Source organism: Streptomyces sp. NPDC127129, assembly GCF_042671585.1.
In the GTDB taxonomy this organism is placed as follows: Bacteria; Actinomycetota; Actinomycetes; order Streptomycetales; family Streptomycetaceae; genus Streptomyces.
Genome location: NZ_JBHXTV010000008.1, coordinates 304,008 through 326,829 on the forward strand (window position 1 = coordinate 304,008; position 22,822 = coordinate 326,829).

Genomic DNA, 22,822 nt, shown 5'->3' on the forward strand with positions numbered 1-22,822 from the left:
TCCTGTCGGTAAATGACTACCCCCGGAGCGGGTCAGGGCAACGTGAGAATCTCGGCCCCGGTCTCCGTCACGACGAGCGTGTGCTCGAACTGCGCCGTCCGCTTCCGGTCCTTGGTCACGACGGTCCAGCCGTCGTCCCACATGTCGTACTCGTGCGTGCCCAGCGTCAGCATCGGCTCGATGGTGAACGTCATGCCGGGCTGGATGACCGTGGTGGCGTGCGGGGAGTCGTAGTGCGGGATGATCAGCCCGGAATGGAAGGACGAGTTGATGCCGTGCCCGGTGAAGTCGCGCACCACGCCGTAGCCGAACCGCTTGGCGTACGACTCGATGACCCGGCCGATGATGTTGATCTGCCGGCCCGGCTTGACCGCCTTGACGGCCCGGTTCAGGGACTCGCGGGTGCGCTCGACGAGCAGCCGGGACTCCTCGTCCACGTCCCCGCACAGATAGGTGGCGTTGTTGTCGCCGTGGACCCCGTTGATGTACGCCGTGACGTCCAGGTTCACGATGTCGCCGTCGTTGAGGACGGTCGAGTCGGGGATTCCGTGGCAGATGACCTCGTTGACCGAGGAGCAGAGCGACTTCGGGAAGCCGCGGTAGCCGAGGGTGGAGGGGTACGCCCCGTGGTCGCACATGAACTCGTGGGCGACCCGGTCCAGCTCGTCCGTGGTGACACCCGGCGCGATGTGCTTGGCGGCCTCCTCCATCGCCTGTGCGGCGATGCGGCCGGCGATCCGCATCCGCTCGACGGTGTCGGAATCCTGCACCTCGGGCCCGGTGTACGGGGTGGGTGCGGGCTTCCCGACGTACTCGGGACGACGGATGGCTCCCGGAACGGAGCGGTGGGGGGAGAGCTCCCCCGGTACGAGCAGCGACTGGCCAGACATGTCAGCGAGTCTAACGACCGTGACTGGGGCAGCATGGCCTCAGAGGAAGGAGCCGACGATGGCCCTGTTCAAGAAGCGCACGGTGGGCAAACCGGGCGAGTGGTACTACTGCCTGGAGCACAAGAAGGTCGAAGAGGGCCCGGAGTGCCCGTCGAAGAACCGTTTCGGCCCGTACGCCACCCGTGAGGAGGCGTCCCACGCGATGCAGACCGCGCGGGAACGCAACGAGGAGTGGGAGACGGACCCGAAGTGGCACGACGCCCCGAAGCAGGGCGAGACCCCGGACTAGAGCGCGGGCCGGGCCGGGCCGAACAGCACCGGCTCCGGCCGCGTCCGCCCGTCAGGAGGCCGGGGCCCCGGTCCCGGCCCCCCGCGCGCCCTGCGCCTCCTGTGCCTCACGCGCCTCCCGTTCCGCCTGCGCGGTCCGGTGGAGCAGCGCGTCCTCGTCCGTCTCGGAGTCGTACCGGAGCAGCTTGGGCAGGGCCAGGCAGAGCAGCCCCACCGAGGCCACGCACGCCACGCCGCCCGACCAGATCGCCGCCCGTGTCCCCGTCCAGCCCGCCATGGCACCCGCCCGGACCTGGCCCAGCTGCGGGCCCACGCTGTAGGAGAGCACCTCGATGCCGGCGAGCCGGCCACGCAGCTCCTCCGGGATCGTCTGGTTCCAGATCGTGGCGCGGCCCAGACCGCTCGCCATGTCGCCCGCGCCCGCGAAGGCGAGACAGAGCAGCACCAGCCAGATGTTCGAGAACCAGCCCGCGGCGGCGATCGCCAGCCCCCACGCCGTCGCCCCGCACACGACGAGCCACCCGTGCCGGCGGATCCGTGAGGTCCAGCCGCTGGTCAGACCGAGGACGAGCGAACCGGCCGAGCCCGCCGCGTACATCAGGCCCAGCGCCCAGTCGGCGTCCAGCTCGTCGGCCAGGAACGGGAAGATCGTGTTCGGGAACGCGAAGAACATCGCCGCCAGATCGATCGCGTACGTTCCGAGGAGCACCGGCCGCGACCAGGCGTAGCGAGCGCCCTGCGCGATGCCGCGCAGCGAGGGCTTGTCGGCGTCGTGTGCGGGCGGCGCGGGGGAGAGCCGCAGACACAGGAGTACGGAGACGAGGAAACCGGCGATCGTCACGGCATAGGCCGGGGCGTGCCCCGCGTACGCCACGAGCAGACCCGCCAGCGCGGGGCCCGCGATGGTGCCCATCTGCCAGCGCAGCGAGTTGAGCGCCGCGGCGGCGGTCTGCATGTCGTGCGGCACGATCCGGGCCAGCAGCGAGTCCAGCGCCGGGCGCTGAAGACCGGCGAGCGCGGAGACACCGGCGGCGACCACGTACAGCGGCCAGAGCATCGGCTCGGGCAGAGCCGAGTTCAGGAGCAGCAGCAGGGCGAGCAGCGCGAGCCCGGACTCGGTGGCGATGAGTACCTTGCGCCGGTCGACGGCGTCGGCGAGCGCGCCGCCGTAGAGCCCGAAGACGACCAGGGGGACCAGCTCGACCGCGCCCATCGCGCCGACGGCGAGCGGAGAGCCGGTCAGATCCTTGATCTGCAACGGCAGCGCGATCATCGCCACGGCGCTGGAGAAGAAGGCGACGAGCCCCTGGACCCAGAGGAGCCGGAAGTCGCGGGAGGAGCGCCAGGGCGCGAGATCGGGCAGGACGGCGGAGAGCTTCGAGGTCACGAGGTGCCATGCTCCGACCGCCGCGACGCGCCCGGCAACCGAATTTACGGGGAGCGGGGGGCTACCAGCGGGCCGGAGGCGGCGACGTCAGGTGGTCCGCCAGGAGCGAGAGGCGGTCCCGGAAGCGGCGGCGCCCGCGCGGCGAGGGCAGGCTGTTCTCGCCGGCCGCCGCGCTCACCAGATGCTGGACGGTGTCGAGGTCGACCTCCGCGCCCTCCCGCACCGTCAGCGTCTCGTGCGCCAGACCCCGGACCTCCGCATCGCCGCCGTCGAGCGAGAGCACCGTCGCCCCCGCCCTGCGCGCGTCGTGGACCCGCTCCAGGAGCCCCGCGGCGGGCCGCTCCGGTGCCACCATCAGCAGCGTCGCCCCCCGCCGGGCCGAATCGAGGCGGCCGAGACCCACGGCCAGATGCGCCGGATCCCCCGGCCGCACCTGGTGCCGTACGAGCGTCGGCGTCAGCTCGGGCCGGCCCGACCAGGCCGCCTCGTCCACCAGATGCGCCGCCAGGTGCCAGGGCTCGTACCCCTCCGTCCCCACCAGCAGCAGCCCGCCCCCGTGGGGGACGACCGCGGAGCGGAGCGACCCCGCGAACCGGCGTGCCGCGGCCGGCCACTCCGTCCCGGCGAGCACTTCCCGCAGCAACGCGACGCGTACGGCATCCATGGGGCCGCATCCTGCCGCAGCCGGGCCGCGCGGGGAGGGCGGTTGCCCGGGGTTCCACCCGTACGGGAAGTTGCACCCGACGGGAAACGGAAGGGCTGACCGGCCAGTAATGTCGAGGCCATGACTACGACTGACAGCAAGCCCGCCCCCAAGGACCCCTGGGACCTCCCCGACGTGTCCGGCCTCGTCGTCGGCGTCCTCGGCGGCACCGGCGACCAGGGCCGCGGCCTCGCCTACCGTCTCGCCAAGGCCGGCCAGAAGGTGATCATCGGCTCCCGCGCCGCCGAGCGCGCGCAGAGCGCCGCAGACGAGCTGGGCCTCGGCGTCGAGGGCGCCGACAACGCCGAATGCGCCCGCCGCAGCGACATCGTGATCGTCGCCGTGCCGTGGGACGGGCACGCCAGGACGCTGGAGTCGCTCCGCGACGACCTCGCGGGCAAGCTCGTCGTCGACTGCGTCAACCCGCTCGGCTTCGACAAGAAGGGCGCCTACGCCCTCAAGCCCGAGGAGGGTTCCGCCGCCGAGCAGGCCGCGGCCCTGCTGCCCGGAGCCCGGGTCACCGCCGCCTTCCACCACCTCTCCGCCGTCCTGCTCCAGGACCCCTCGATCGACGAGATCGACACGGACGTGATGGTCCTCGGCGAGGAGCGCGCCGACGTCGAGATCGTCCAGGCGCTCGCCGGCCGCATCCCCGGGATGCGCGGCGTCTTCGCGGGCCGGCTGCGCAACGCGCACCAGGTCGAGTCGCTCGTCGCCAACCTGATCTCGGTCAACCGCCGCTACAAGGCCCACGCGGGGCTGCGGGTCACCGACGTCTGACCACGTGCCCGGACGGACCGGGGCATGGGGGACACTGGTCGGGCACCATCAGCCGTACCCGGACAGGAGCCGACCCCCATGCCCCGCCTCGCTCTGTACGCCCTCGCCGTCTGCGCCCTCGCCGTAGCCGCGGCCGTCGTCTCCTTCGTCGCGGGCATGTGGCTGGGGATCGTCTGGGTCCTGCTCGCCGGCCTCTCGTCGAACATGGCCTGGTACTACATCCGCCGCGCCAAGGCCGACGCCGCCCGCGCCTCCGAGACGGCCTGACCCCCGGGGAACGCTCCCCGGACTAGCCGGCCTCCTGGTCGGCCCGCTCCCGGGCGGCCTTCTTCGCGCGCCGCCGCGCCCCCCGCCTCCGCCACCGTCCGGTCCACCAGCTCAGGGCCACGGTGAGCAGGAATTCCAGCAGGAACACCAGGGGCACGCCGAGCCCGGCGACGACCAGCATGAGCCAGTCCCAGTCGTCGCGCCAGAGCCACTCGATCAGTCCCGCGATCCCCAGGGCACCCGTGACGGCGACTCCGTACGTCACCACGGCCGCCCACGCCGTCCACTGCAGCGCCGCGGCGGGATTCCTGGTGACCCGCCCCCACCACAGCCAGCGTCCCGGCAGGCCGGCGATCCGGGAGGGCCAGGGCCAGTGCCACGGGGGGACCTTGCGGCCGAAGCCCCGCCAGAACATGGTCCGGCCGGCGTCCGCCCATGCCCCCTGGATCGGCGAGCCCTTGCCCACCAGGATGCTGAGCACGGCTTCGAGCAGTCTTCCCGCGGTGTTCCGCCCCTGCGCGGTCTTGAGGTAGTCCGTGAACAGCTTCTTGTCGTCCGGTCCGGAGAGCTCGTCGAGGTTGCGGCTCATCCGCTCGGTGCCGATCTCGGCCTCGAGGATGGTCTCGTGCAGCTCCAGCTCCAGGGAGCGGCGCTCCCGGTGGTTCGCGACGAACAGGCGCAGCAGGTGGTGCGCCCCGTCGAGCCGCCCCCACGTGAAGTCGGACTCGCGCCATTCCGGGTCGACGAAGGCCCCGAAGTGGTCGAGGCGGACGCCGTACAGCTTGCGTTCGCCGAGGGGCGCGTACTTGTCCAGGGGGAAGACCGGACTGTGGTCGTCGGGCCCCAGCCGCAGGAACTCGAACTCGGGCGTGTGCTCTCCCAGCTCCTCCGGTGAGGAGAAGGACTGCGCGACCACCTCCGCGACGAGGCAGGCCTTGAGGACCGTCCGCTCGCGCTCCCTGTCGGGCCGCTCGGGGCCTTCCTCGCCGGGACCGGCCGTCGCCCTCACGTAGGCGCCGACGGCCGCCTCGACCTGCTCGCCGAGGACCCGTCCGAGACCGAGGTCCTTGTAGATCGTGTTCATCGTGGAGATCGGTCCCCGGTCGGCGACCACCTTCCTGCGGGCGGGATCGCCGCCGGCCGTGTCCGCGTTGCGCAGCAGTCCGAACACGCGGTCCGTCACGGCGTGCACGGCCCGTACGCAGGTGCTCAGTTCCTCCAGGGCCCGGCCGAGGCAGCCCTCCTCGCGCTCGCGTTCCCCGGCCTCCTCGACGGTCGGGGCGCAGGGCGGCAGGGTCCCGTTGCGCCGCGTCTCCTTCAGCCGCCTCTCGATGTCCGCCGCGAGCGTCCACACCAGCCGTTCGACACCGTGGACACCCCACTCCCAGGGGGCGGCCACGGGGTCGCCCAGCGCGCGAGCGGACCTGGGCACCCATCCCGTGGGCGGAGCGCCGTTCTCCAGGATGGCCTCGGCGTTCTCCTGCGGGATGCCGACCAGGGAGCGGACGCCCCGTCCCTCCTCCCGCAGCTGCCGGATCTTCCACGCGGCGGCGGTGATACGGCTGTGCCGGTACTCGGTGAAGAGGTGTTCGGCGACGGTGAGCATGGCCTCCCGCTGGGCCTCTCCCGTCTCGGGGTGGAACTGGCGCTCGAAGAGCTCCTGGTGGCGGGTGTGGGAGTGCCGGCCCATGTGTTCGCGCAGTTCGGTCGTGCCGGTGCGGAAGTCCGCCTCGCGCGGATAGTTGATGGCCGTGCCGAGGACCGACGGCCATTCGGTGGCCTTGCCCGGAGGCCGGCTCTCCACATGGCGCTGGGCGACGCCGGACGAGGGGACCACGAAGACCAGGACCCGCCGCACCGGCCCCTCCACCCGGCGGTCCGAGATGGCTTCGAGCACCGGCCCGAAGGGGGCGTTGTTGAGCAGGCCCCCGTCGACGATCCAGCTGGCCCGGTCCCGGCCGCGGCTCGGGATCTGGGGGTGGGGGCGGACCCGCTGCTGGAGCAGGGGCGACTCGTCGACGGGTGAGAAGGCCAGGGGGAAACCGGCCGACGCGCGGGCCGCCAGGCCGAGCCGGCCCAGGACGTCGTCGTCCAGGAAGTCCCTGCGGACGCGTGGCTCGGTCTTCCAGATCTCGCACGGTGCGACGGCCTTGCGGAAGACGACCGCGTCCGGGTCGTGCTGGAACTTGTAGATCCTGCGGTGGTCCGCCACGTCGAAGCGGCCGCCGAAACCGTCCTGGAAGTCCTCGGGCACGCCGTCGAGCGCGGTCGCGGTGACGAAGAGCGTCACCGGCTCGGCGTCGCGCTCGCTGGAGCCCATGCCGCTCAGGATGTCGCCGATGGTGTCCTGGAAGAACCGGCCGTCCAGGACGCTGTTGTGCGGCGGCTTCCTCAGCAGCTTGTCGTCGTCGAGCGCCGCCGCGTTCCGCCAGGTCTCACGGAGGTTGGGCAGCGCCGTCCCCCGCCCGATGGCGGCGGCCAGCAGGGAGCCGTTGAGGCCGCCGGCCGACGTGCCCGCGATGACGTCGACGAGGACGTGCGTGTTCGCCTCGTGGACGACGCGTTTCCACAGCTCGAAGACGGGCCGGTCGCGGGGGTCGACGTATTCGGGAGGCAGACCCGAACGGACGGCGCGCGACGCCCGCCGGAGCAGGTCGATCTCGTGCGTGACCCCGCCCATCCAGACGGCCAGGCTCACGCCGCCGTTGAGGACGAGGGCCAGACGTGTCTGCTCGAGAGCCGCCATGTCTGCAGTATGCATATAAGTGCATATGCACCCGTCATGTCTGGGGTGTGTCCGCCGCCGGGGATCGCCCGGGCGGCGGTACGAGCGGCCTTACGGGCGGCCGTACGGGCGGCGGTACGGGCGGGTCCCTCAGACCTCGCAGAGCTCGGGCGTCTCCTGCCAGAAGCGGTAGAGGTTCGAGCCGCAGTAGCGCGAGAGCTCCGGCACGCCGAGCGCACGCATCAGCGCGTCGATCGTGTCGAAGAACGCGCCGTTGACCGCCGGGACGAAGAGCAGCGCGATCACGACGAAGAAGCCGTAGGGCGCGTACGGCTCGATCTGCCGCTTGATCCTGTACGACAGCCAGGGCTCGACCACCCCGTAGCCGTCGAGGCCCGGCACCGGCAGGAAGTTCAGCAGCGCCGCCGTCACCTGGAGGAACGCCAGGAACGCGAGCGCGTACTGGAACGCGAGCGGGACGCCGTCCAGCGCGTCCAGCCAGAACGGAGCCGTACAGACGATCGCGAACAGGACGTTCGCCAGCGGTCCCGCCGCCGAGATGAGGCTGTGCTTCCAGCGCCCCTTGATCCGGCCCTGCTCGATGAAGACCGCGCCGCCCGGCAGACCGATGCCACCCATGATCACGAAGAGCACCGGCAGGATGATGCTCAGCACCGCGTGGGTGTAGGCGAGCGGGTTGAGGGTGAGGTACCCCTTCGCGCCGACCGTGATGTCCCCGCCGTGCAACGCGGTACGCGCGTGCGCGTACTCGTGCAGGCAGAGCGAGACGATCCACGCCGAGGTCACGAAGAGGAAGATCGCCACCCCGGGGGAGGCGGCGAAGCCGGTCCACGCGGCCCAGCCGGTGACCGCCATGACGGCGAGGATCGCCAGGAAGACCGGGCTGATCCTGCGCTCATGCCTGCGGGTGGTGGCCGTGGTCATCGGTGGGACTCCCTGGGGCGCGGCGGGGTGTGTGCGGGAAACGTGCCGGGGCGGGGGTGAGTTCCTGGGACGGTCCCCGGCTCACGGAGAATAGGGCCTGTGCGCTATTCCGTCCTCGGTCCGACCCAGGTCCACACCGCCCACGGCACCTCCGTCGCGCTCGGTGGCGCCCGCCTGCGGGCACTGCTGACCGTGCTGGTCCTGCGGGCGGGACGCACGGTGCCCGTCTCCGTCCTCGTCGACGAGGTGTGGGCCGAGGACCCGCCGGCCGACGCCGCCGCCGCGCTCCAGGCCCTGGTCGGGCGGTTGCGGCGGGCGCTCGGCCGGGACGCGGTGGAGTCGTCCCCCGGCGGCTACCGCCTCGCGGCCGGCCCCGACGACGTGGACGCGCAGCGCTTCGAACGGCTGGCGGGCGAGGGCGTACGGGCACTGGGCGCGGGCGACCCGGGGCGGGCCGCGGAGCTGCTCGACGAGGCACTGGGACTGTGGCGGGGGCCCGCACTCGCCGACCTGCCCGACCGCACGGCGGAGGCGGCCCGCTGGGAGACCCGCCGCCTCGACGTCCGCCGGGCCCGTTTCGACGCGGCGCTCGCGCTCCGGGAGGGGGCGTCGGCCCTGCCCGAACTGGCCGCCCTCTGCGAGGCGCACCCGCTCGACGAACCCCTCCAGGCCCTGCGGATCCGGGCGTTGCGCGACACGGGCCGCGCGGCGGAGGCCCTCGCCGCCTACGAGGCCGTCCGCCGCGAGCTGGCGAACCGCCTGGGCACGAACCCCTCGCCGGTCCTGACCGCCCTCCACGCGGACCTGCTGTCCCCCACACCGACGGGCCCGCTCCCGCCCGTACCCGCCACCCCGGACGGCGGCGGCCGTGCCCCGCGGGACCCCCGCGCCCACGACGCCGCGGGACGGGACGGCTCCGGGGCCGCGGCGGCGTCCGCGGCCTCTGCGGCCCCCGGCCGGGGCGTGTCCGGCCGGGCGTCCGGGGCGACGGGACCCGGGGTCGCGGCCTCCGCGGACGGCTCCGGGCTGCCGCAGGTCCCGCTCGCAGGTCGGGCGGGGGAGGCCCTCGCGGGTGCGGGACCGTCCGTCGTCACGACGGCCTGGCCCGGAAACCTCCGGGCGCGGCTCACCAGTTTCGTCGGCCGCGACCAGGACATCGCCCAGCTCCGGGACGACCTGCACGGGAGCCGGCTCGTCACCCTCCTCGGCCCCGGCGGGGCCGGGAAGACCCGGCTCTCCCAGGAGGGGGCCGAACGCGCCGCCGACGCCGGGGCCTGGCCCGACGGCGTCTGGCTCGCCGAACTCGCGCCCGTCACCGACCCCGAGGCCGTCGCCGAGGCCGTGCTCGGTGCCGTCGGGGCGCGCGAGACCGTGCTGCGCGGCGCGGGCGCGGAGGAGCTGCGCGGCACCGACACCCCGCTCGGCCGCCTCGTCGAGCACTGCGCCGCTCGCCGCCTGCTGCTCGTCCTGGACAACTGCGAGCACGTCGTGGCCGCGGCGGCCGCCCTCGCGGAGTCCCTCCTCGCCCGCTGCCCCGGGGTGACCGTCCTCGCCACGAGCCGCGAACCGCTCGGCGTCCCCGGCGAGTTCCTGCGTCCGGTGGAGCCGCTGCCGCCCGAGAGCGCGCTGCGCCTGCTCGGCGAGCGCGGCGCCGCCGCCCGCCCCGGCTTCGACCCCGGCGACGACCCCGAGGCGTGCGCCGAGATCTGCCGGCGCCTCGACGGCCTCCCGCTCGCGATCGAGCTCGCGGCGGCGCGGCTACGACTGCTCACACCGCGCCAGATCGCCGACCGCCTCGACGACCGCTTCCTTCTCCTCACCTCGGGAGCCCGCACCGTCCTGCCCCGCCAGCAGACCCTCCGCGCGGTGGTCGACTGGTCCTGGGACCTGCTCGACGCGCCCGAACGGGCCGTCCTGCGCCGCCTGTCCGCCTTCACGGGCGGCTGCGACCTGGAGGCGGCGGAGGCGGTCTGCACCGAACCCGTCCGCACGGCCGGCGCACCGCGCCCCGAGACCCTCGGCGTGCTCGGCTCGCTCGTCGACAAGTCGCTGGTCGTCGCCGCTCCCGCCGACGACGGAACGATGCGCTACCGCCTTCTGGAGACCGTCGCCGAATACGCCGGCGAGCGGCTCGACGAGGCGGGCGAGCGTGCCGGGACCGAGCGGCGCCACCTCGTCCACTACCGCGAACTCGCCCGCGTCACCGACCCCGAACTCCGCGGCGGCGGCCAGCGCCGGGCCATGACCTGGTTCCGGACCGAGTACGACAACCTGCGTACCGCGCTGCGCCGTGCCGTCGCCGGACGGGACGAGCACGAGGCGCTCATGCTCGTCCACTGCCTCCTCTGGTACTGGCAGCTGCGCGATCTGCGCGCCGACGCCCTGCACTGGGCGGAGGAGGTCGCCGCCCTCGGACCCGACCCCTTCGCGCCGCCCGCCGCCCCCGCCCCACCGCTCCACGAGCCCTGCACCGCCGCGCCGCCACCGCTGAGCGAGGAACAGCTCTGGGAGGCCCGGCGCGGGGTGCGGCTGATCGAGCTGCTCAACATGGACTACGAGAGGGGCGGGTGGACCGGTCTGGAGGGCTCGGAGCGACTGCGCCGCATCAACGCCGTCTACCGGCCCGGACTTCCCCAGACCTGCCGGCTGCCCGGCTCCTTCGCCGTCTTCGCCGTCCTGCTCATCGGGGAAGGGGGCAGGATGCGGGAGGTCCTCGACGCCACGGTCGAGGCGTGCCGCACCTACGGCTACGACTGGGAGCTCGCCAACGCCCTCCAGACCCGCGCCAACCTGCTGGCCAACCGGTCCGACATGGCGGGCGACGCGGCCGCCGACGCCGAGGAGAGCCTGAAGATCTTCGTCCGCCTCGACGACGCCTGGGGCGCGGCCGAAGCGCTCTCCTCGCGCGGCGAGGCCCGCGAGCGACAGCGCCGGTACGAGGGAGCGGCCGAGGACTTCGCCGCGGCCATCGGCTACGCGGAGCGGATCGGCGCCCAGACCCAGAAGGCCGTGCTGCGCGCCCGCTACGCGGACATGCTCGCTGTGACCGGCCGTGAGGAGGAGGCGGAGGCGATCCTCCGCGAGGTCCTGGCGGACGGGGAGAACCGCGGACACGAACCGGTGCTCGCCGCCCGGCTGTTCCTGGCGATGCTGCTCGGCCGCACCGGCCGCACGGCCGAGGCCCGGCAGCAACTGACCGGCCTGCTGGAGGACTTCAGCTCCGAGACCCTGTCGATCTTCGCCGGGTTCACCCTCGGCAGCCTGGCCTGGCTGGACAACCTCGACGGGCGGTACGCCTCGGCGCTCGGCCTCGCCCGGGAGGCCCTGGACCGGTCCCTGGGCACGCTCTCGCTGATGGTCGCCCCGCAGATGCCGGCCCTCCACGTGGTCACCGGCGCCTGGGCCCTCGCCGGTCTCGGCGGCCCCCGTGCGACCGTCGGGGCCCGGCTGCTCGGTGCCCTGCCGGGCCTGCTCCCCGAGAGCCATCTGCTCTCACCGCCCGAGCGGGAGAACCTGGAGCGGGCCACGGCACTGGCCCGGACCGTCCTCGGCGACGAGTCCTTCGAGGCCGCGTACGCCGAAGGCGGTGGCCTCTCCGTGGAGGAGGCCACCGCCCTGCTCGCCCGCGCCGACGCGATCGACGGGCCGCTCTAGGCTCAGGTCTTCTTGCGGAACTTGGCGACCGCGAGCGGCGCCGTGACGGCCGTGATCGCCACGGCCCAGCCGAGCGTCATCCACACCGAGTCGCCCACCGGGGTGCCGTTGATCATGGCGCGGGCGGCGTCCGCGAGGTTCGACAGCGGGTTGTAGTCGGTGAAGGCCTCCAGCCAGCCGGGCATCGAGGTCGGCGGGGCGAAGATCGAGGAACCGAACTGCAGCGGCATCAGGACCAGCATGGCCATCCCCTGGACGGCCTGGGCCGTCTTCAACGCGAGACCGAGCAGGATGAAGATCCACATCAGCGAGGCGCCGAAGACCATGGACAGACCGATGGCGCCGAAGAGGTCCAGGACCGAGCCCTTGATCTCCAGGCCCAGCAGGAAGCCCATGCCGAGGAGGATCGCGGTGGCGATCAGCATCCGGCCGATCTCGACGACGATCTTCGCGATGAGGACGGAGGACCGGGCGATCGGCATCGTCCGGAACCGGTCCATGACCCCCTTCTTGAAGTCGTCGTTGATGCCCACGCCGACGGCCATGGCGATGTTCATGCCCATCATCGCCATCAGGCCCGGCACCACGTAGTTGACGTACGCGTCGTTGTTGCCCTTGCCGGAGATCGCGCCGCCGAAGACGTACACGAAGAGCAGGACGAAGATGATCGGCATCAGGACCGCGTCGAACATCGACTCCGGGTCCTGCTTGATCTGCAGCGCGTTCCGCCGGGCCAGGGCACCGATGTGGCGGAGGTTGGCGCGCAGACCGATCCGGCCCTCGGCGCCGGGCGCCGGGCGCCTCGGGGCGGGGCCCGGCGCCTCGACCGGGGCCTTGGTGAGCTCTGTGGTCGTCGTGGTGCTCACGCGGCGACCTCCTCGGGGATCGTGTCGGAAACGGTGGTCTTCTCGCCCGTGATGGCGAGGAAGACCTCGTCCAGGCTGGGCAGGTGTGTGCCGATGTGGGCGATGCCGAAGCCACGCGTGCCGAGCAGGCCCACGACGGCGGTCAGCTGCTCGTCGCTCAGGATCGGCACGTACAGCGCGCCCTCGTCGGGGACGACGGTCGAGCCGGCGATGCCGTCCAGGCCCGACTCCCGCAGTGCCGAGGCCATCGCGGGCAGGTCGGCCGGGTCCACCGGGCGGATCGTGAGCGTGCGGCCGCCGACGCGGGCCTTGAGCTCGTCCACCTTGCCGTTGGCGATGACCTTGCCCCGGTCGATGACGGTCAGCTCGCTCGCGAGCTGCTCCGCCTCCTCCATGTACTGCGTGGTGAGCAGCACGGTCACGCCCTCGGCGACCATCCGCTTCACCTCGTCCCAGACCTCGTTGCGCGTGCGCGGGTCGAGGCCGGTGGTCGGCTCGTCCAGATAGAGGACGGCGGGCTGCCCGATCATCGAGGCGGCCAGGTCGAGCCGCCGGCGCATGCCGCCGGAGTACTGCATCGCGGGCCGCTTGGCCGCCTCGGTCAGCGAGAACCGCTCCAGGAGGTCGTCGGCGCGGCGCCGGGCGTCCGTGCGGGAGAGGTCGAGCAGCCGCCCGATCATGTAGAGGTTCTCCCAGCCGGAGAGCTTCTCGTCGACCGAGGCGTACTGGCCGGTGAGCCCTATCGTCCGGCGGAGCTGCCGGGGCTGCTTCACCACGTCGTAGCCGGCGACGGTGGCGGTCCCGGAGTCCGGGACGATGAGGGTGGACAGGCAGCGGACGAGGGTGGTCTTGCCGGCCCCGTTCGGGCCGAGCACGCCGAGGACCGTGCCCTCCCGGACGTCCAGGTCGACCCCGTCGAGGGCCTTCGTCTCGCCGTAGTGCTTCACGAGGCCTCGTACCTCGACGGCGTTGTGTGCGGATCGCGTCATGGCCACCATCAGACCAGCCGCCACTGACAACGCACCGACAGACGACCGACAGCGTTCCGACAGCCGGCCGACCACGGCCGGAACGCTGTCGGAGGCCCCCCGCGGGCCCGGGAAACGGGCCGGCCGCGGGCCGCGCGAAGACCTCTCGCGCGGCCCGCGGCCGGGTGTCCCGATCGCACGGCCTCCTAGTGGAAGGTGTGCTCCTCGGCGGGGAACTCGCCGCCGGCGACGTCCTCCGCGAAGGCCCGGGCGGCGTCGCCGAGGGTCGCGCGGAGGTTCGCGTACTGCTTGGTGAAGCGCGGCACCTTGCCGCCGGTCAGACCGGCCATGTCGGTCCAGACGAGGACCTGGGCGTCGGTGTGCGGGCCGGCGCCGATGCCGATGGTCGGGATGTGCAGGGAGCGGGTGACCTCGGCGGCCAGCTCGGCCGGTACGAGTTCGAGGACGACGGCGAAGGCGCCCGCGTCCTGGGCCGCCTTGGCGTCGCTGAGCAGCCGGTGCGCGGCCTCGTCGCTGCGGCCCTGCACCCGGTAGCCCATGGTGTTGACGGACTGCGGGGTCAGGCCCAGGTGGGACATGACGGGGATCCCGGCCTGGACGAGCAGCTCGGTCTGCGGCAGCGAACGCTCGCCGCCCTCCAGCTTGACCGCGCCGACGCCCGCGTCCTTGACGAGCCGGGTCGCGTTGCGCAGGGCCTGGACGGGCCCTTCCTGGTACGAGCCGAAGGGGAGGTCGCCGACGACGAGGGCGCGCTTGGTGCCCCGTACGACGGCGGCCGACAGGAGGGTCATCTCGTCCATCGTGACGGGCACGGTGGTGTCGTAGCCGAGATGGCAGTTGCCCATGGAGTCGCCGACGAGGACGACCGGGATGCCGGCCTCGTCGAAGACGGAAGCGGTCATGGCGTCGTAGGCGGTGAGCATCGGCCACTTCTCGCCGCGGGCCTTGGCCGCGCTGATGTCGTGGACCGTGATACGGCGCGTGCCCTTGCCTCCGTACAGCGCCTTGCTGCTGTCGGGGGACTGCTTCGGGGCAGGCTGAAGCGTCATGGTGAACGGCTCCTTCGTCATCTCGAGGCGCCCTGACGGCGTCCCCGGACCACGTCCATGGTGGCACTTCCCGCGGCGAGGGGGGAAGTGCGGCGAAGTGGCGCTGTTCACACCGCCGCAACGGTGGAATTTCGGCGCGTACGTACGAATGTGCGCGTTCTGTCACAGCCGCCCCGCCCGCCCGCCGCGACGGGAACCCGCCGCGCGGCCCTGTCGTCCCTCGTGGCAGTACCGCGGGCCCGGCATCACCTAGTGTCGACGTCGGGTCGCGGGGCACGACAGCACGACGGCAAGGCAGTGAGGACTGAGTGATGGCGCGGGTGGACATGGCGGAGACGGAGAACGGCGGCGGCCGGGACGAGCGCTCCGGGTCCCGGTTCCGATCGGCGCTCGACCGCCTCCGAGGGGACCGGGGCATCTGGCGCCGGGGCATCCTGCTGGCCGTCTGCGCGGTGCTGCTCACGCTGGCGATGGCCTTCCACGCCGAGATCCCCAACCGGATCGGCAACCTGGGCAGCCTCAACGAGACCTTCCTGCCCTGGCTGGGCGTCTTCGTGCCGGTCCTGCTGGTCCTGGCCCTGCTGCGGCGCTCCGCGACCGCGCTGATCGCCCTCCTTCTGCCGGCCGTGGTCTGGGCGAACCTCTTCGGGGGACTGGTCACCGACAAGTCCGAGGCGGGCGGTGACCTCACCGTCGCCACCCACAACGTCAACGCCGACAACCCCGACCCCGAGGGCACGGCGCGCCAGATCGCCGAGTCGGGCGCGGACGTGGTGGCCCTGGAGGAGCTCAAGGGCGAGATGGTCCCGGTCTACGAGAAGGGCCTGGCCGGGGCGTACAAGTACCACGCGGTGCAGGGCACGGTCGGCCTGTGGAGCAAGTACCCGCTGCACGGCACCGACGCCGTCGACATCGGGATGGGCTGGACCCGGGCGATGCGCTCCACGGTCTCCGCGCCCGGCGGCGAGGTCGCCGTCTACGTCGCCCACCTGCCGTCCGTACGGGTCAGGATGGAGGCGGGCTTCACCGCCAACCAGCGCGACAACAGCGCGAACCTGCTGGGCGAGGCCATCGCCGCGGAGTCCCACGAGCGGGTCGTGCTGCTCGGCGACCTCAACGGCACCATGAACGACCGCTCGCTCAACGCCGTCACCGCCCAGATGCGCTCCACGCAGGGTGCGTCGGGCGACGGCTTCGGCTTCAGCTGGCCCGCCTCGTTCCCGATGGCGCGGATCGACCAGATCCTGGTGAAGGGCGTCGAGCCGATGTCGTCGTGGACGCTGCCGGAGACGGACAGCGACCACCTGCCGATCGCGGCGCGCGTCAGGCTCTGATCCGCCGGGGGCGATCCTGGATCGGATCGGATCGGATCGGATCGGATCGGATCCGATCCGCGGCCGGGTCGCAACCTTCCCGTCACCTGGGGGAGGCCGCCGGGAACATGTCGGCTGAGACAATTTGTTCAGTCGAAGAACTATTCCCTGGAAAGGCTTCCCCCATGCCCCTGGCGCTGTTCGCGCTCGCCGTCTCCGCCTTCGGCATCGGCACCACCGAATTCGTGATGATGGGCCTGCTGCCCAACGTCGCCGACGACCTCGGCACCTCCGTCCCCACCGCCGGCCACCTGGTCTCGGCGTACGCGATCGGCGTCGTCATCGGCGCACCGCTGCTCACCGCCCTCGGCTCCCGCGTGCCGCGCAAGAAGATGCTTCTCCTGCTGATGGCCCTGTTCGTCGTCGGCAACCTGGCGTCCGCGCTCGCCCCCGGCTTCGGCTGGCTGGTCGCGGGCCGGGTCCTGGCCGGGCTCCCGCACGGCGCGTTCTTCGGCGTGGGCGCCGTCGTCGCCGCCCGGCTCGTGGCCGAGGGCCGCCAGGCACGCGCGGTCGCCACGATGTTCCTGGGGCTCACGGTCGCCAACATCCTCGGCGTACCGGCCGCGACCCTCCTCGGCCAGCACCTCGGCTGGCGGGCCACCTTCCTCGTCGTCACCGTCATCGGCCTGCTGGCCATGGCGGCGCTCGCCCGGCTCGTGCCGTACGTCCCCGTCGACGAACGCCAGAGCCTGGGCCGCGAGGTGCGCGCCCTCGGCCGGCCGCAGGTGCTGCTCGGCCTGCTCACCGCGGTCTTCGGGTTCGCGGGCATCTTCGCCGTCTACTCCTACCTCGCCTCGATGACCACCGAGGTGATGGGGCTGGCCGAGTCCTCCGTCACCCTCGTCCTCGCCCTCTTCGGCATCGGCATGACGGCCGGCGCGCTCGCCGCGGGCCCGCTCACCGACCGGGCGCTGCGGCCCACGCTGTACGGCTCGCTCACCGCGCTCGCGCTCGTCCTGGTCGCCTTCCGCTTCACGATCCACGTCCCGTGGCTGGCGCTCGTGACCGTCGTCGTCCTCGGCGCCGTCGGCTTCATGACCACCACCCCGCTCCAGATGCTCGTCATGAACAAGGCCAAGGACGCGCCGACCCTGGCCTCCGCCTCCAACCACTCCGCCTTCAACCTGGCCAACGCGGGCGGTGCCTGGGCGGGCGGCGCGGCCGTCGCGGCCGGCTGGGGCTGGACCTCCCCGGCACTCGTCGGCGCGGTCCTCGCCGTCCTCGGCCTGGCGATCGCCGCCGTGGCGGGCCTGCTGGACCGTGTGCGGACGGACGAGGGCGCCTCCCGCGTCGTCGCGGGAGGCGCCCCGGCCGCCGAACGGGCGGTCAGCGGCTCGTCGTCTCCCGCCAGCGGTTCGTGATCGGCAGCCGCCGGTCCTTGCCGAAGCCCTTCGCCGAGATCTTGGTGCCCGGCGGGTACTGGCGCCGCTTGTACTCCGCCGTGTCCACCATCCGCAGCGTCCGGGCCACCAGCTCCTCGTCGAAGCCGGCCGCGACGATGGCGTCCTTGCCCTGGTCGCGGTCGACGTACAGCGCGAGGATCCGGTCCAGCACGTCGTAGTCCGGCAGCGAGTCGGTGTCGACCTGCCCCGGCCGCAGCTCGGCGCTCGGCGGCTTGGTGATCGAGCTCTCCGGGATCGGCGGGGTCATGCCCCGCTCCTCGGCCGCCCGGTTGCGCCAGCGCGCCAGCCGGAACACGGTCGACTTGTAGACGTCCTTGATGGGGCCGTACGCGCCGACCGAGTCGCCGTACAGGGTCGAATACCCCACCGCCAGCTCGGACTTGTTGCCCGGCGCGAGGACGATGTGGCCCTCCTGGTTGGAGATCGCCATCAGCATCGTGCCGCGCAGCCGGGACTGCAGGTTCTCCTCCGCGAGACCGGTGAGCCCGAGTGAACCCATGTACGCGTCGAACATCGGCTCGATCGAGACCGTGCGGAAGTTGAGTCCGGTGCGGCGGGCGAGGTCGGCGGCGTCGCCGCGCGAGTGGTCCGAGGAGTACTTCGACGGCATCGAGACGCCGTACACGTTCTGCGCGCCCACCGCGTCGCAGGCGATCGCCGCGACCAGCGCCGAGTCGATGCCGCCCGAGAGGCCGACGAGGACCGAGCGGAAACCGTTCTTCGCCACGTACGCGCGCAGGCCCACCACCAGCGCCGAGTAGACCTCCTCGTCGTCGTCGAGCCGGTCCGCGTAGCCGCCGGTCAGCTCCGGCTCGTACGCGGGCAGCGGCTCCTCGGAGAGGATCACCCGGTCGATCCGCAGCCCGTCGTCGACGACGCCCTCCGGCGCGTCGGGGGAGGCGGCCGGCAGGTCGAGGTCGAGGATCACCGTGCCCTCGGAGAACTGCGGGGCCCGCGCGACGACTTCGCCGCTCGCGTCGACGACGATCGAGTCGCCGTCGAAGACCAGCTCGTCCTGGCCGCCGATCATCGCGAGATAGGCGGTGGTGCAGCCCGCCTCCTGGGCGCGCTTGCGGACCAGTTCGAGCCGGGTGTCGTCCTTCTCCCGTTCGTACGGCGAGGCGTTGATCGACACGAGCAGTCCGGCACCCGCGCTGCGGGCCGCCGGAACCCGGCCGCCCTCCTGCCACAGGTCCTCGCAGATCGCGAGCGCCACGTCGACGCCGTGGACGCGGACGACGGGCATGGTGTCGCCCTGCACGAAGTAGCGGTACTCGTCGAAGACGCCGTAGTTGGGGAGGTGGTGCTTGGCGAAGCGCAGCACCACCTCGCCCCGGTGCAGCACGGCCGCGGCGTTCTCGGGGGACCCGGCGGGCCGGCCGAGCCGCGGGACGGCGCGGTCCGAACGGTCGAGATAGCCGACGATCACCGGGAGCTCGCCGAACCCCTCGGCGTCGAGGCGCCGGGCGAGCGCCCGCAGGGCGTCCCGGGACGCCTCCACGAAGGAGGAGCGCAGCGCGAGGTCCTCGACGGGATAGCCGGTCAGCACCATCTCGGGGAACGCGACCAGATGCGCGCCCTGCTCGGCGGAGTGCCGGGTCCAGTGGACGACCGCCTCGGCGTTCCCGGCGAGATCGCCGACGGTCGAGTCGATCTGATTCAGAGCGAGGCGTAGTTGAGGCACCCGCCCAGTGTAATCGTCAGACCGACGCTATGTCCTGGCGAACGCCCGGTCGGCCGGGCGTTCGGCTGTTTCGCCGGCTTGCGGACCGGCCGCGTCGGGCTCCGGCTACTTGGTCGGACCGACCCAGATCGCTTCCTCGTGCTCCAGGATGGTCGGGCTCAGCTGGACCTGCAGCTCCCCGTCCGCGTTCGGAGCGACCGAGAAGGCGAAGTTCGCCTTGGCCTGCTTGCCGGGGAGCACGTTGCCCCGGAACATCTCCGTGGCGTTGCTGCCGTCGAAGACCGGCTCGGCCCGCGAGCCCTCCGCGTCGCTCGCGTCCACCAGGGCGCCGGAGACGTCGAGGGTCTCCTTGCTGCCGTTGACGATCGTGACCGTCACCTGGAACGCGCTGTTGCCCTTGGTGTGCCCGGCGGCGAACTGGTCGGGCTTGTAGGCGCGCGGCTTGGAGACGGTCACCTTGATCCCGTCCTCGTACGCGAAGGTCTGACCGAACTTCAGCGCCGCCGGAGCGGCCTCGGTCGGCTCGGCGTCCGTGGGCTCCGCGCCGGGCTCGGCGGGAGCGGAGGTGGCGTTCCCCTGCTTCTCGATCTCCTTGTCGATGTCGTCCTTGATGTCCTTCACCGCGGTGGCGACGACGATCACCCAGACGATCGAGACGACGATGGAGAGCCCGCCGAGGATGAGGCCCGTCAGGGCCATGCCCTTGTTCGTCGCCTCGCCCTTGCGGCCCCGGGAGAAGCCGATGATGCCGAATATCAGGGCCAGCAGGCCCAGGATCCCGCCGAGCCAGAACAGGAACGGGACGATCGCGAAGAGCAGGCCCACGATGCCGAGCACCAGAGCGGTCACCCCGAGCCCGTTGCGCGGCTGCTGGAACGGCGGCTGCGGCGGCATCCCGGGCATACCGTTCGGCGGCGGCCCCCAGGAGTTCTGGCCGGGGGCGTTCGTGGGCGTGGTCATGCGGCATCCTCCGAGATGGTCAGGGTGTTGACGTTAAGCCAGCTGATTATGGAGGAGCCAGGGATTTTGTGAACAACCGGTGGGGGGAGGGTGCCGCGCCGGGCCCGTCGACGCCACCCCGGTCGGCGCGGCCCGGGGCCGTCCGCCTAACATCCGTACCACTATGTCCCCTTCTCGTCCCGGCAGTGCCGCGCGAGTCACCGCGGTCCTCCTCGTCCTCGGCGCGCTCGCCTACACCGCCTGGGTCGTCGAAGTCGTCGTCCGGACCGGGCTCGACCCGGTCCGGACGTACGTCTCCGAACTCGCCGCCACCGACCAGCCGTTCGGCGGCCTCTTCCGCGCGACCGACCTCACGGCCGGGCTGCTCCTCCTCGCGGCGGCCGCCACGGCGCTCCGGTCGGCCCGGCGCACCCCCACCACGACCCGCCGCCCCCTCGTCCTCCTCGGGTGGCTCGCCCTCGGGCTGTTCGGCGCCGCCACCGCCGCCGACTCCCGGCTGCCGCTCAGCTGCGCGCCCACCGTCGACCCCGCGTGCGCCGCCCGTGAGGCCTCCGGCCTCGTCCCGGCCACGCACACCGCGCACGCCGTCAGCTCCGGCCTCGCCATGGCCGGTGCCCTGGCCGCCATGGTCGCCCTCACCCTGGCCGCCCGCCGCTACCGGATCTGGCGGCCCCTCGCGCGTACCGGCGCCGTCCTCGTCGTCCTCGAACTCGCCGCAACCGCCTGGACCCTGGCCGCCGTCGCCGCCTTCGAGGCCGGCGCGGGTCTCTGGTGGCTGGGGGCCGGCCAGCGGATCCAGCTCCTCCTCGTGGCACTCTGGCTCGGAGTACTCGCCGTCTCCGTGGCCAGGGAGAGAACGTGAGCGTGTTCGTACGGGTCGGGGGCGTGGCCCACCACGCCGTGGTCGAGGGCACCGGACCCGTCTGCGTCCTCAGCGCCGGCCTCGGGATGAGCTGGTTCGACTGGGACGCGGTCGTCCCGTTGCTCACTCCCACCCACACGGTCGTCCGCTTCGACCGCCCCGGCCACGGCCTCTCCGCCCCGGCCGCCGTCCCGCCGAGCGCCGCGGGCGAGGCCCACCGCGTCGCGGCCCTCCTCGACGCGCTGTCCCTGCCCGGGCCCGCCACCGTCGTCGGGCACTCCATCGCCGGGTTCCACGTGGAGGCCTTCGCACGCCTCCACCCGGAACGTACCGCCGGGATCGTCCTCGTCGACGCGTCCGTCGAGGAACACGCCCGTACCCCCGCCGCCCCCGCCCTGCGCACCGCCGCCGCCCGCGGACTCGGGACCCTGCTCTCCGCCGCAGGCGTCCCGGCCGCCCTCGGCCCCGCCGCCCGCCGCGCCACCGTACGGCTCTCCCGCGCCCGGGGCGGCGACCCGGCACCCGCCGACCTCGTCCGGCGCGTGTACTCCACCTCACGCGTGCTCCACGGCACGCTCCTGGAGAACACCCACTACCGCGCGGTCGCCGCCGAACTCCTCGCCCTGCGCGAGCGGTTCCCGCTGCCGCCGGAGCGCCCCGTCACCGTCCTCGCCGCCCCCGACGGCTCCGCCCGCTGGGCGGGCCGCCAGCGCGCACTGGCCCGACGGCTCGGCGCCCGGTACGAGGCGGTCGAACCGTCGGGCCATCTGATGATGTGGGACCGCCCGGACGCCGTGGCGCGCGCGGTACGGGATCAGGAGGAGGCGTAGACGGTCGCGCAGAACTCCTTGATCTGCTCGTCGTTGAGATGCTGCGCCAGATCGGCCTCGCTGATCATCCCCACCAGACGCTTGTTCTCGATGACCGGCAGCCGCCTGATCTGGTGCCCCGTCATCTCGTCCAGGACCTGGCTCACGTCCGACCCCGCCTCGATCCAGCGCGGGGTGCCCTGCGCCATCTCCCCGCAGGTCACCTTCGCGGGGTCATGGCCCATGGCGACACAGCCGACCACGATGTCGCGGTCCGTGATGATGCCGCACAGCCGCTCGTGCTCGTCGGCGATGGGCAGCGCGCCCACATTGAGGTCGCGCATCAGCTGCGCCGCGCGGTCGAGCGTTTCGTGCCGGGGGATCCACTGGGCCCCCGGATGCATGATGTCCTTCGCCGTGGTCATGGGGTGCGTACCTCCGTAGAAACGTCGTCGTACGTACGTCCCCGAGCCCCCACCATTGTCCGCGTACGCGACGGCCCCCGCGACCGCTGAGGTCACGGGGGCCGTCGCGTACGCCGATCCGCGGCCCTCAGGCGCGCGGCTTCGCGCCCCGCGCCTTCAGCAGGTCCGCCATCAGCGCGATCTCCGACTCCTGGCCGTCGACCATGCCCTGCGCGAGGTTCTTCTCGATCTCCACGGAGCACTTGTCCACACAGCCCTGGGCCATGTGCACACCGCCCTTGTGGTGGTCGGTCATCAGCTGGAGGTAGAGGATCTCCGCCTCCCTGCCACTGGCCTTGCGCAGCCGCTCCATCTCGGTCCTGGTCGCCATGCCCGGCATCAGCGCCCCGTCGAGCGGACCGCCGCCGCCGTGCCCGTCCATGCCCATCCAGGTCATCGGCTCGGTGCCGGACTCGACCTTCGGCAGGCCCCACATGTCCAGCCAGCCCAGCATCATGCCGCGCTGGTTGGCCTGGGTGTTGGCGATGTCGTACGCCAGCCGGCGCACCTCCTCGTCCTCGGTGCGGTCCCGGACGATGAACGACATCTCGACGGCCTGCTGGTGGTGGACCGCCATGTCACGGGCGAAGCCCGCGTCCGCGGAGGCCGACACCGGGGTCGCCGGCGCCTCCTCCCGCTCGGCGGAGGCGACCGTGACGGCGCCCCCGGCGAAGAGCAGCGCGAGGACGACGGCGGCGATCGACGCCCCGTGCGTACGGGTCAG

Annotated in this window: 20 protein-coding genes; 8 read left to right on the forward strand and 12 right to left on the reverse strand. The window is 72.7% G+C overall.

Annotation, left to right across the window (positions count from 1 at the left end; all coding sequences use genetic code 11):
• Positions 1 to 32: 32 nt before the first annotated feature.
• Positions 33 to 890, reverse strand: a complete 858-nt coding sequence (gene map / locus ACFVGW_RS18120) for a type I methionyl aminopeptidase (protein WP_352188280.1) — start codon at positions 888 to 890, stop codon at positions 33 to 35.
• 58 nt (positions 891 to 948) lie between these two features.
• Between map and ACFVGW_RS18125 the strand changes: the two genes are divergently transcribed.
• A complete protein-coding gene (locus ACFVGW_RS18125; protein ID WP_352188281.1) occupies positions 949 to 1,179 on the forward strand; it encodes a hypothetical protein in 231 nt (76 codons plus the stop codon).
• Between the two features lie 51 nt (positions 1,180 to 1,230).
• On the opposite strand, the gene ACFVGW_RS18130 is transcribed toward ACFVGW_RS18125, so the two are convergent.
• Together ACFVGW_RS18130 and ACFVGW_RS18135 are read right to left on the reverse strand one after the other, a co-directional pair.
• Positions 1,231 to 2,565: an MFS transporter gene (locus ACFVGW_RS18130; RefSeq protein ID WP_385852671.1), complete on the reverse strand. Its 1,335-nt coding sequence runs from the start codon at positions 2,563 to 2,565 to the stop codon at positions 1,231 to 1,233.
• Positions 2,566 to 2,626: 61 nt separating this feature from the next.
• Complete coding sequence (locus tag ACFVGW_RS18135; RefSeq protein ID WP_385852672.1) at positions 2,627 to 3,229, reverse strand: hypothetical protein; 603 nt, start codon at positions 3,227 to 3,229, stop codon at positions 2,627 to 2,629.
• 120 nt (positions 3,230 to 3,349) lie between these two features.
• Between ACFVGW_RS18135 and npdG the strand changes: the two genes are divergently transcribed.
• Together npdG and ACFVGW_RS18145 are read left to right on the forward strand one after the other, a co-directional pair.
• A complete protein-coding gene (npdG, locus tag ACFVGW_RS18140) occupies positions 3,350 to 4,048 on the forward strand; it encodes an NADPH-dependent F420 reductase (protein ID WP_383294191.1) in 699 nt (232 codons plus the stop codon).
• 24 nt (positions 4,049 to 4,072) lie between these two features.
• On the forward strand, positions 4,073 to 4,315 hold the full coding sequence (locus ACFVGW_RS18145; protein WP_352188285.1) for a hypothetical protein: 243 nt from the start codon (positions 4,073 to 4,075) through the stop codon (positions 4,313 to 4,315).
• 22 nt (positions 4,316 to 4,337) lie between these two features.
• On the opposite strand, the gene ACFVGW_RS18150 is transcribed toward ACFVGW_RS18145, so the two are convergent.
• Positions 4,338 to 7,061 (reverse strand): patatin-like protein, encoded by a 2,724-nt coding sequence (locus tag ACFVGW_RS18150; protein ID WP_385852673.1) that lies wholly within the window; start codon positions 7,059 to 7,061, stop codon positions 4,338 to 4,340.
• A 129-nt stretch (positions 7,062 to 7,190) separates the two neighbouring features.
• On the reverse strand, positions 7,191 to 7,985 hold the full coding sequence (locus ACFVGW_RS18155) for a site-2 protease family protein (RefSeq protein WP_383227421.1): 795 nt from the start codon (positions 7,983 to 7,985) through the stop codon (positions 7,191 to 7,193).
• Positions 7,986 to 8,084: 99 nt separating this feature from the next.
• On the opposite strand from ACFVGW_RS18155, the gene ACFVGW_RS18160 reads away from it, so the two are divergent.
• A complete protein-coding gene (locus ACFVGW_RS18160; RefSeq protein WP_385852674.1) occupies positions 8,085 to 11,639 on the forward strand; it encodes a BTAD domain-containing putative transcriptional regulator in 3,555 nt (1,184 codons plus the stop codon).
• A gap of 2 nt (positions 11,640 to 11,641) precedes the next feature.
• Here the strand turns inward: ACFVGW_RS18160 and ACFVGW_RS18165 are convergent, their stop codons facing one another.
• The 3 genes from ACFVGW_RS18165 to panB form a co-directional block, all read right to left on the reverse strand.
• On the reverse strand, positions 11,642 to 12,505 hold the full coding sequence (locus ACFVGW_RS18165) for an ABC transporter permease (RefSeq protein ID WP_385852675.1): 864 nt from the start codon (positions 12,503 to 12,505) through the stop codon (positions 11,642 to 11,644).
• Entirely contained in the window at positions 12,502 to 13,503 is a 1,002-nt protein-coding gene (locus tag ACFVGW_RS18170) for an ATP-binding cassette domain-containing protein (RefSeq protein WP_383227433.1), read from the reverse strand. Before ACFVGW_RS18170 ends, ACFVGW_RS18165 begins: the two co-directional genes overlap by 4 nt.
• A 176-nt stretch (positions 13,504 to 13,679) precedes the next feature.
• Positions 13,680 to 14,543, reverse strand: coding sequence for a 3-methyl-2-oxobutanoate hydroxymethyltransferase (panB, locus tag ACFVGW_RS18175; RefSeq protein WP_352188291.1), 864 nt, complete (start codon positions 14,541 to 14,543; stop codon positions 13,680 to 13,682).
• 311 nt (positions 14,544 to 14,854) lie between these two features.
• On the opposite strand from panB, the gene ACFVGW_RS18180 reads away from it, so the two are divergent.
• Both ACFVGW_RS18180 and ACFVGW_RS18185 read left to right on the forward strand, forming a co-directional pair.
• Positions 14,855 to 15,877 carry an endonuclease/exonuclease/phosphatase family protein gene (locus tag ACFVGW_RS18180; protein WP_385852676.1) on the forward strand — a complete coding sequence of 341 codons (1,023 nt, stop codon included), beginning with the start codon at positions 14,855 to 14,857 and terminating at the stop codon, positions 15,875 to 15,877.
• Positions 15,878 to 16,041: 164 nt separating this feature from the next.
• Positions 16,042 to 17,277: an MFS transporter gene (locus tag ACFVGW_RS18185; RefSeq protein ID WP_385852677.1), complete on the forward strand. Its 1,236-nt coding sequence runs from the start codon at positions 16,042 to 16,044 to the stop codon at positions 17,275 to 17,277.
• Here the strand turns inward: ACFVGW_RS18185 and ACFVGW_RS18190 are convergent.
• Positions 17,243 to 19,003, reverse strand: coding sequence for an NAD+ synthase (locus tag ACFVGW_RS18190; protein ID WP_385852678.1), 1,761 nt, complete (start codon positions 19,001 to 19,003; stop codon positions 17,243 to 17,245). The genes ACFVGW_RS18185 and ACFVGW_RS18190 overlap by 35 nt on opposite strands.
• A 105-nt stretch (positions 19,004 to 19,108) precedes the next feature.
• Positions 19,109 to 19,963, reverse strand: a complete 855-nt coding sequence (locus ACFVGW_RS18195; RefSeq protein ID WP_383229531.1) for a DUF4190 domain-containing protein — start codon at positions 19,961 to 19,963, stop codon at positions 19,109 to 19,111.
• A 163-nt stretch (positions 19,964 to 20,126) separates the two neighbouring features.
• Here ACFVGW_RS18195 and ACFVGW_RS18200 point away from each other — a divergent pair, with 163 nt between their 5' ends.
• Complete coding sequence (locus tag ACFVGW_RS18200) at positions 20,127 to 20,825, forward strand: DUF998 domain-containing protein (RefSeq protein WP_385852679.1); 699 nt, start codon at positions 20,127 to 20,129, stop codon at positions 20,823 to 20,825.
• Positions 20,822 to 21,655: an alpha/beta fold hydrolase gene (locus ACFVGW_RS18205; RefSeq protein ID WP_385852680.1), complete on the forward strand. Its 834-nt coding sequence runs from the start codon at positions 20,822 to 20,824 to the stop codon at positions 21,653 to 21,655. Before ACFVGW_RS18200 ends, ACFVGW_RS18205 begins: the two co-directional genes overlap by 4 nt.
• Here ACFVGW_RS18205 and ACFVGW_RS18210 read toward each other — a convergent pair.
• Positions 21,640 to 22,059 carry a CBS domain-containing protein gene (locus ACFVGW_RS18210; RefSeq protein ID WP_352188298.1) on the reverse strand — a complete coding sequence of 140 codons (420 nt, stop codon included), beginning with the start codon at positions 22,057 to 22,059 and terminating at the stop codon, positions 21,640 to 21,642. The genes ACFVGW_RS18205 and ACFVGW_RS18210 overlap by 16 nt on opposite strands.
• A 127-nt stretch (positions 22,060 to 22,186) precedes the next feature.
• The gene (locus tag ACFVGW_RS18215; protein WP_385852703.1) at positions 22,187 to 22,822 is read right to left on the reverse strand and encodes a DUF305 domain-containing protein; all 636 of its coding nucleotides are present in this window, start codon (positions 22,820 to 22,822) and stop codon (positions 22,187 to 22,189) included.

Excerpts from the sequence above, each read along its gene's own strand:
- map (WP_352188280.1), bottom strand. The coding sequence starts at position 890 with ATGTCTGGCCAGTCGCTGCTCGTACCGGGGGAGCTCTCCCCCCACCGC.
- ACFVGW_RS18125 (WP_352188281.1), top strand. The coding sequence starts at position 949 with ATGGCCCTGTTCAAGAAGCGCACGGTGGGCAAACCGGGCGAGTGGTAC.
- ACFVGW_RS18135 (WP_385852672.1), bottom strand. The coding sequence starts at position 3,229 with ATGGATGCCGTACGCGTCGCGTTGCTGCGGGAAGTGCTCGCCGGGACG.
- npdG (WP_383294191.1), top strand. The coding sequence starts at position 3,350 with ATGACTACGACTGACAGCAAGCCCGCCCCCAAGGACCCCTGGGACCTC.
- ACFVGW_RS18145 (WP_352188285.1), top strand. The coding sequence starts at position 4,073 with ATGGGGGACACTGGTCGGGCACCATCAGCCGTACCCGGACAGGAGCCG.
- ACFVGW_RS18150 (WP_385852673.1), bottom strand. The coding sequence starts at position 7,061 with ATGGCGGCTCTCGAGCAGACACGTCTGGCCCTCGTCCTCAACGGCGGC.
- ACFVGW_RS18155 (WP_383227421.1), bottom strand. The coding sequence starts at position 7,985 with ATGACCACGGCCACCACCCGCAGGCATGAGCGCAGGATCAGCCCGGTC.
- ACFVGW_RS18170 (WP_383227433.1), bottom strand. The coding sequence starts at position 13,503 with ATGGTGGCCATGACGCGATCCGCACACAACGCCGTCGAGGTACGAGGC.
- panB (WP_352188291.1), bottom strand. The coding sequence starts at position 14,543 with ATGACGCTTCAGCCTGCCCCGAAGCAGTCCCCCGACAGCAGCAAGGCG.
- ACFVGW_RS18180 (WP_385852676.1), top strand. The coding sequence starts at position 14,855 with ATGGCGCGGGTGGACATGGCGGAGACGGAGAACGGCGGCGGCCGGGAC.
- ACFVGW_RS18185 (WP_385852677.1), top strand. The coding sequence starts at position 16,042 with ATGCCCCTGGCGCTGTTCGCGCTCGCCGTCTCCGCCTTCGGCATCGGC.
- ACFVGW_RS18195 (WP_383229531.1), bottom strand. The coding sequence starts at position 19,963 with ATGACCACGCCCACGAACGCCCCCGGCCAGAACTCCTGGGGGCCGCCG.
- ACFVGW_RS18200 (WP_385852679.1), top strand. The coding sequence starts at position 20,127 with ATGTCCCCTTCTCGTCCCGGCAGTGCCGCGCGAGTCACCGCGGTCCTC.
- ACFVGW_RS18210 (WP_352188298.1), bottom strand. The coding sequence starts at position 22,059 with ATGACCACGGCGAAGGACATCATGCATCCGGGGGCCCAGTGGATCCCC.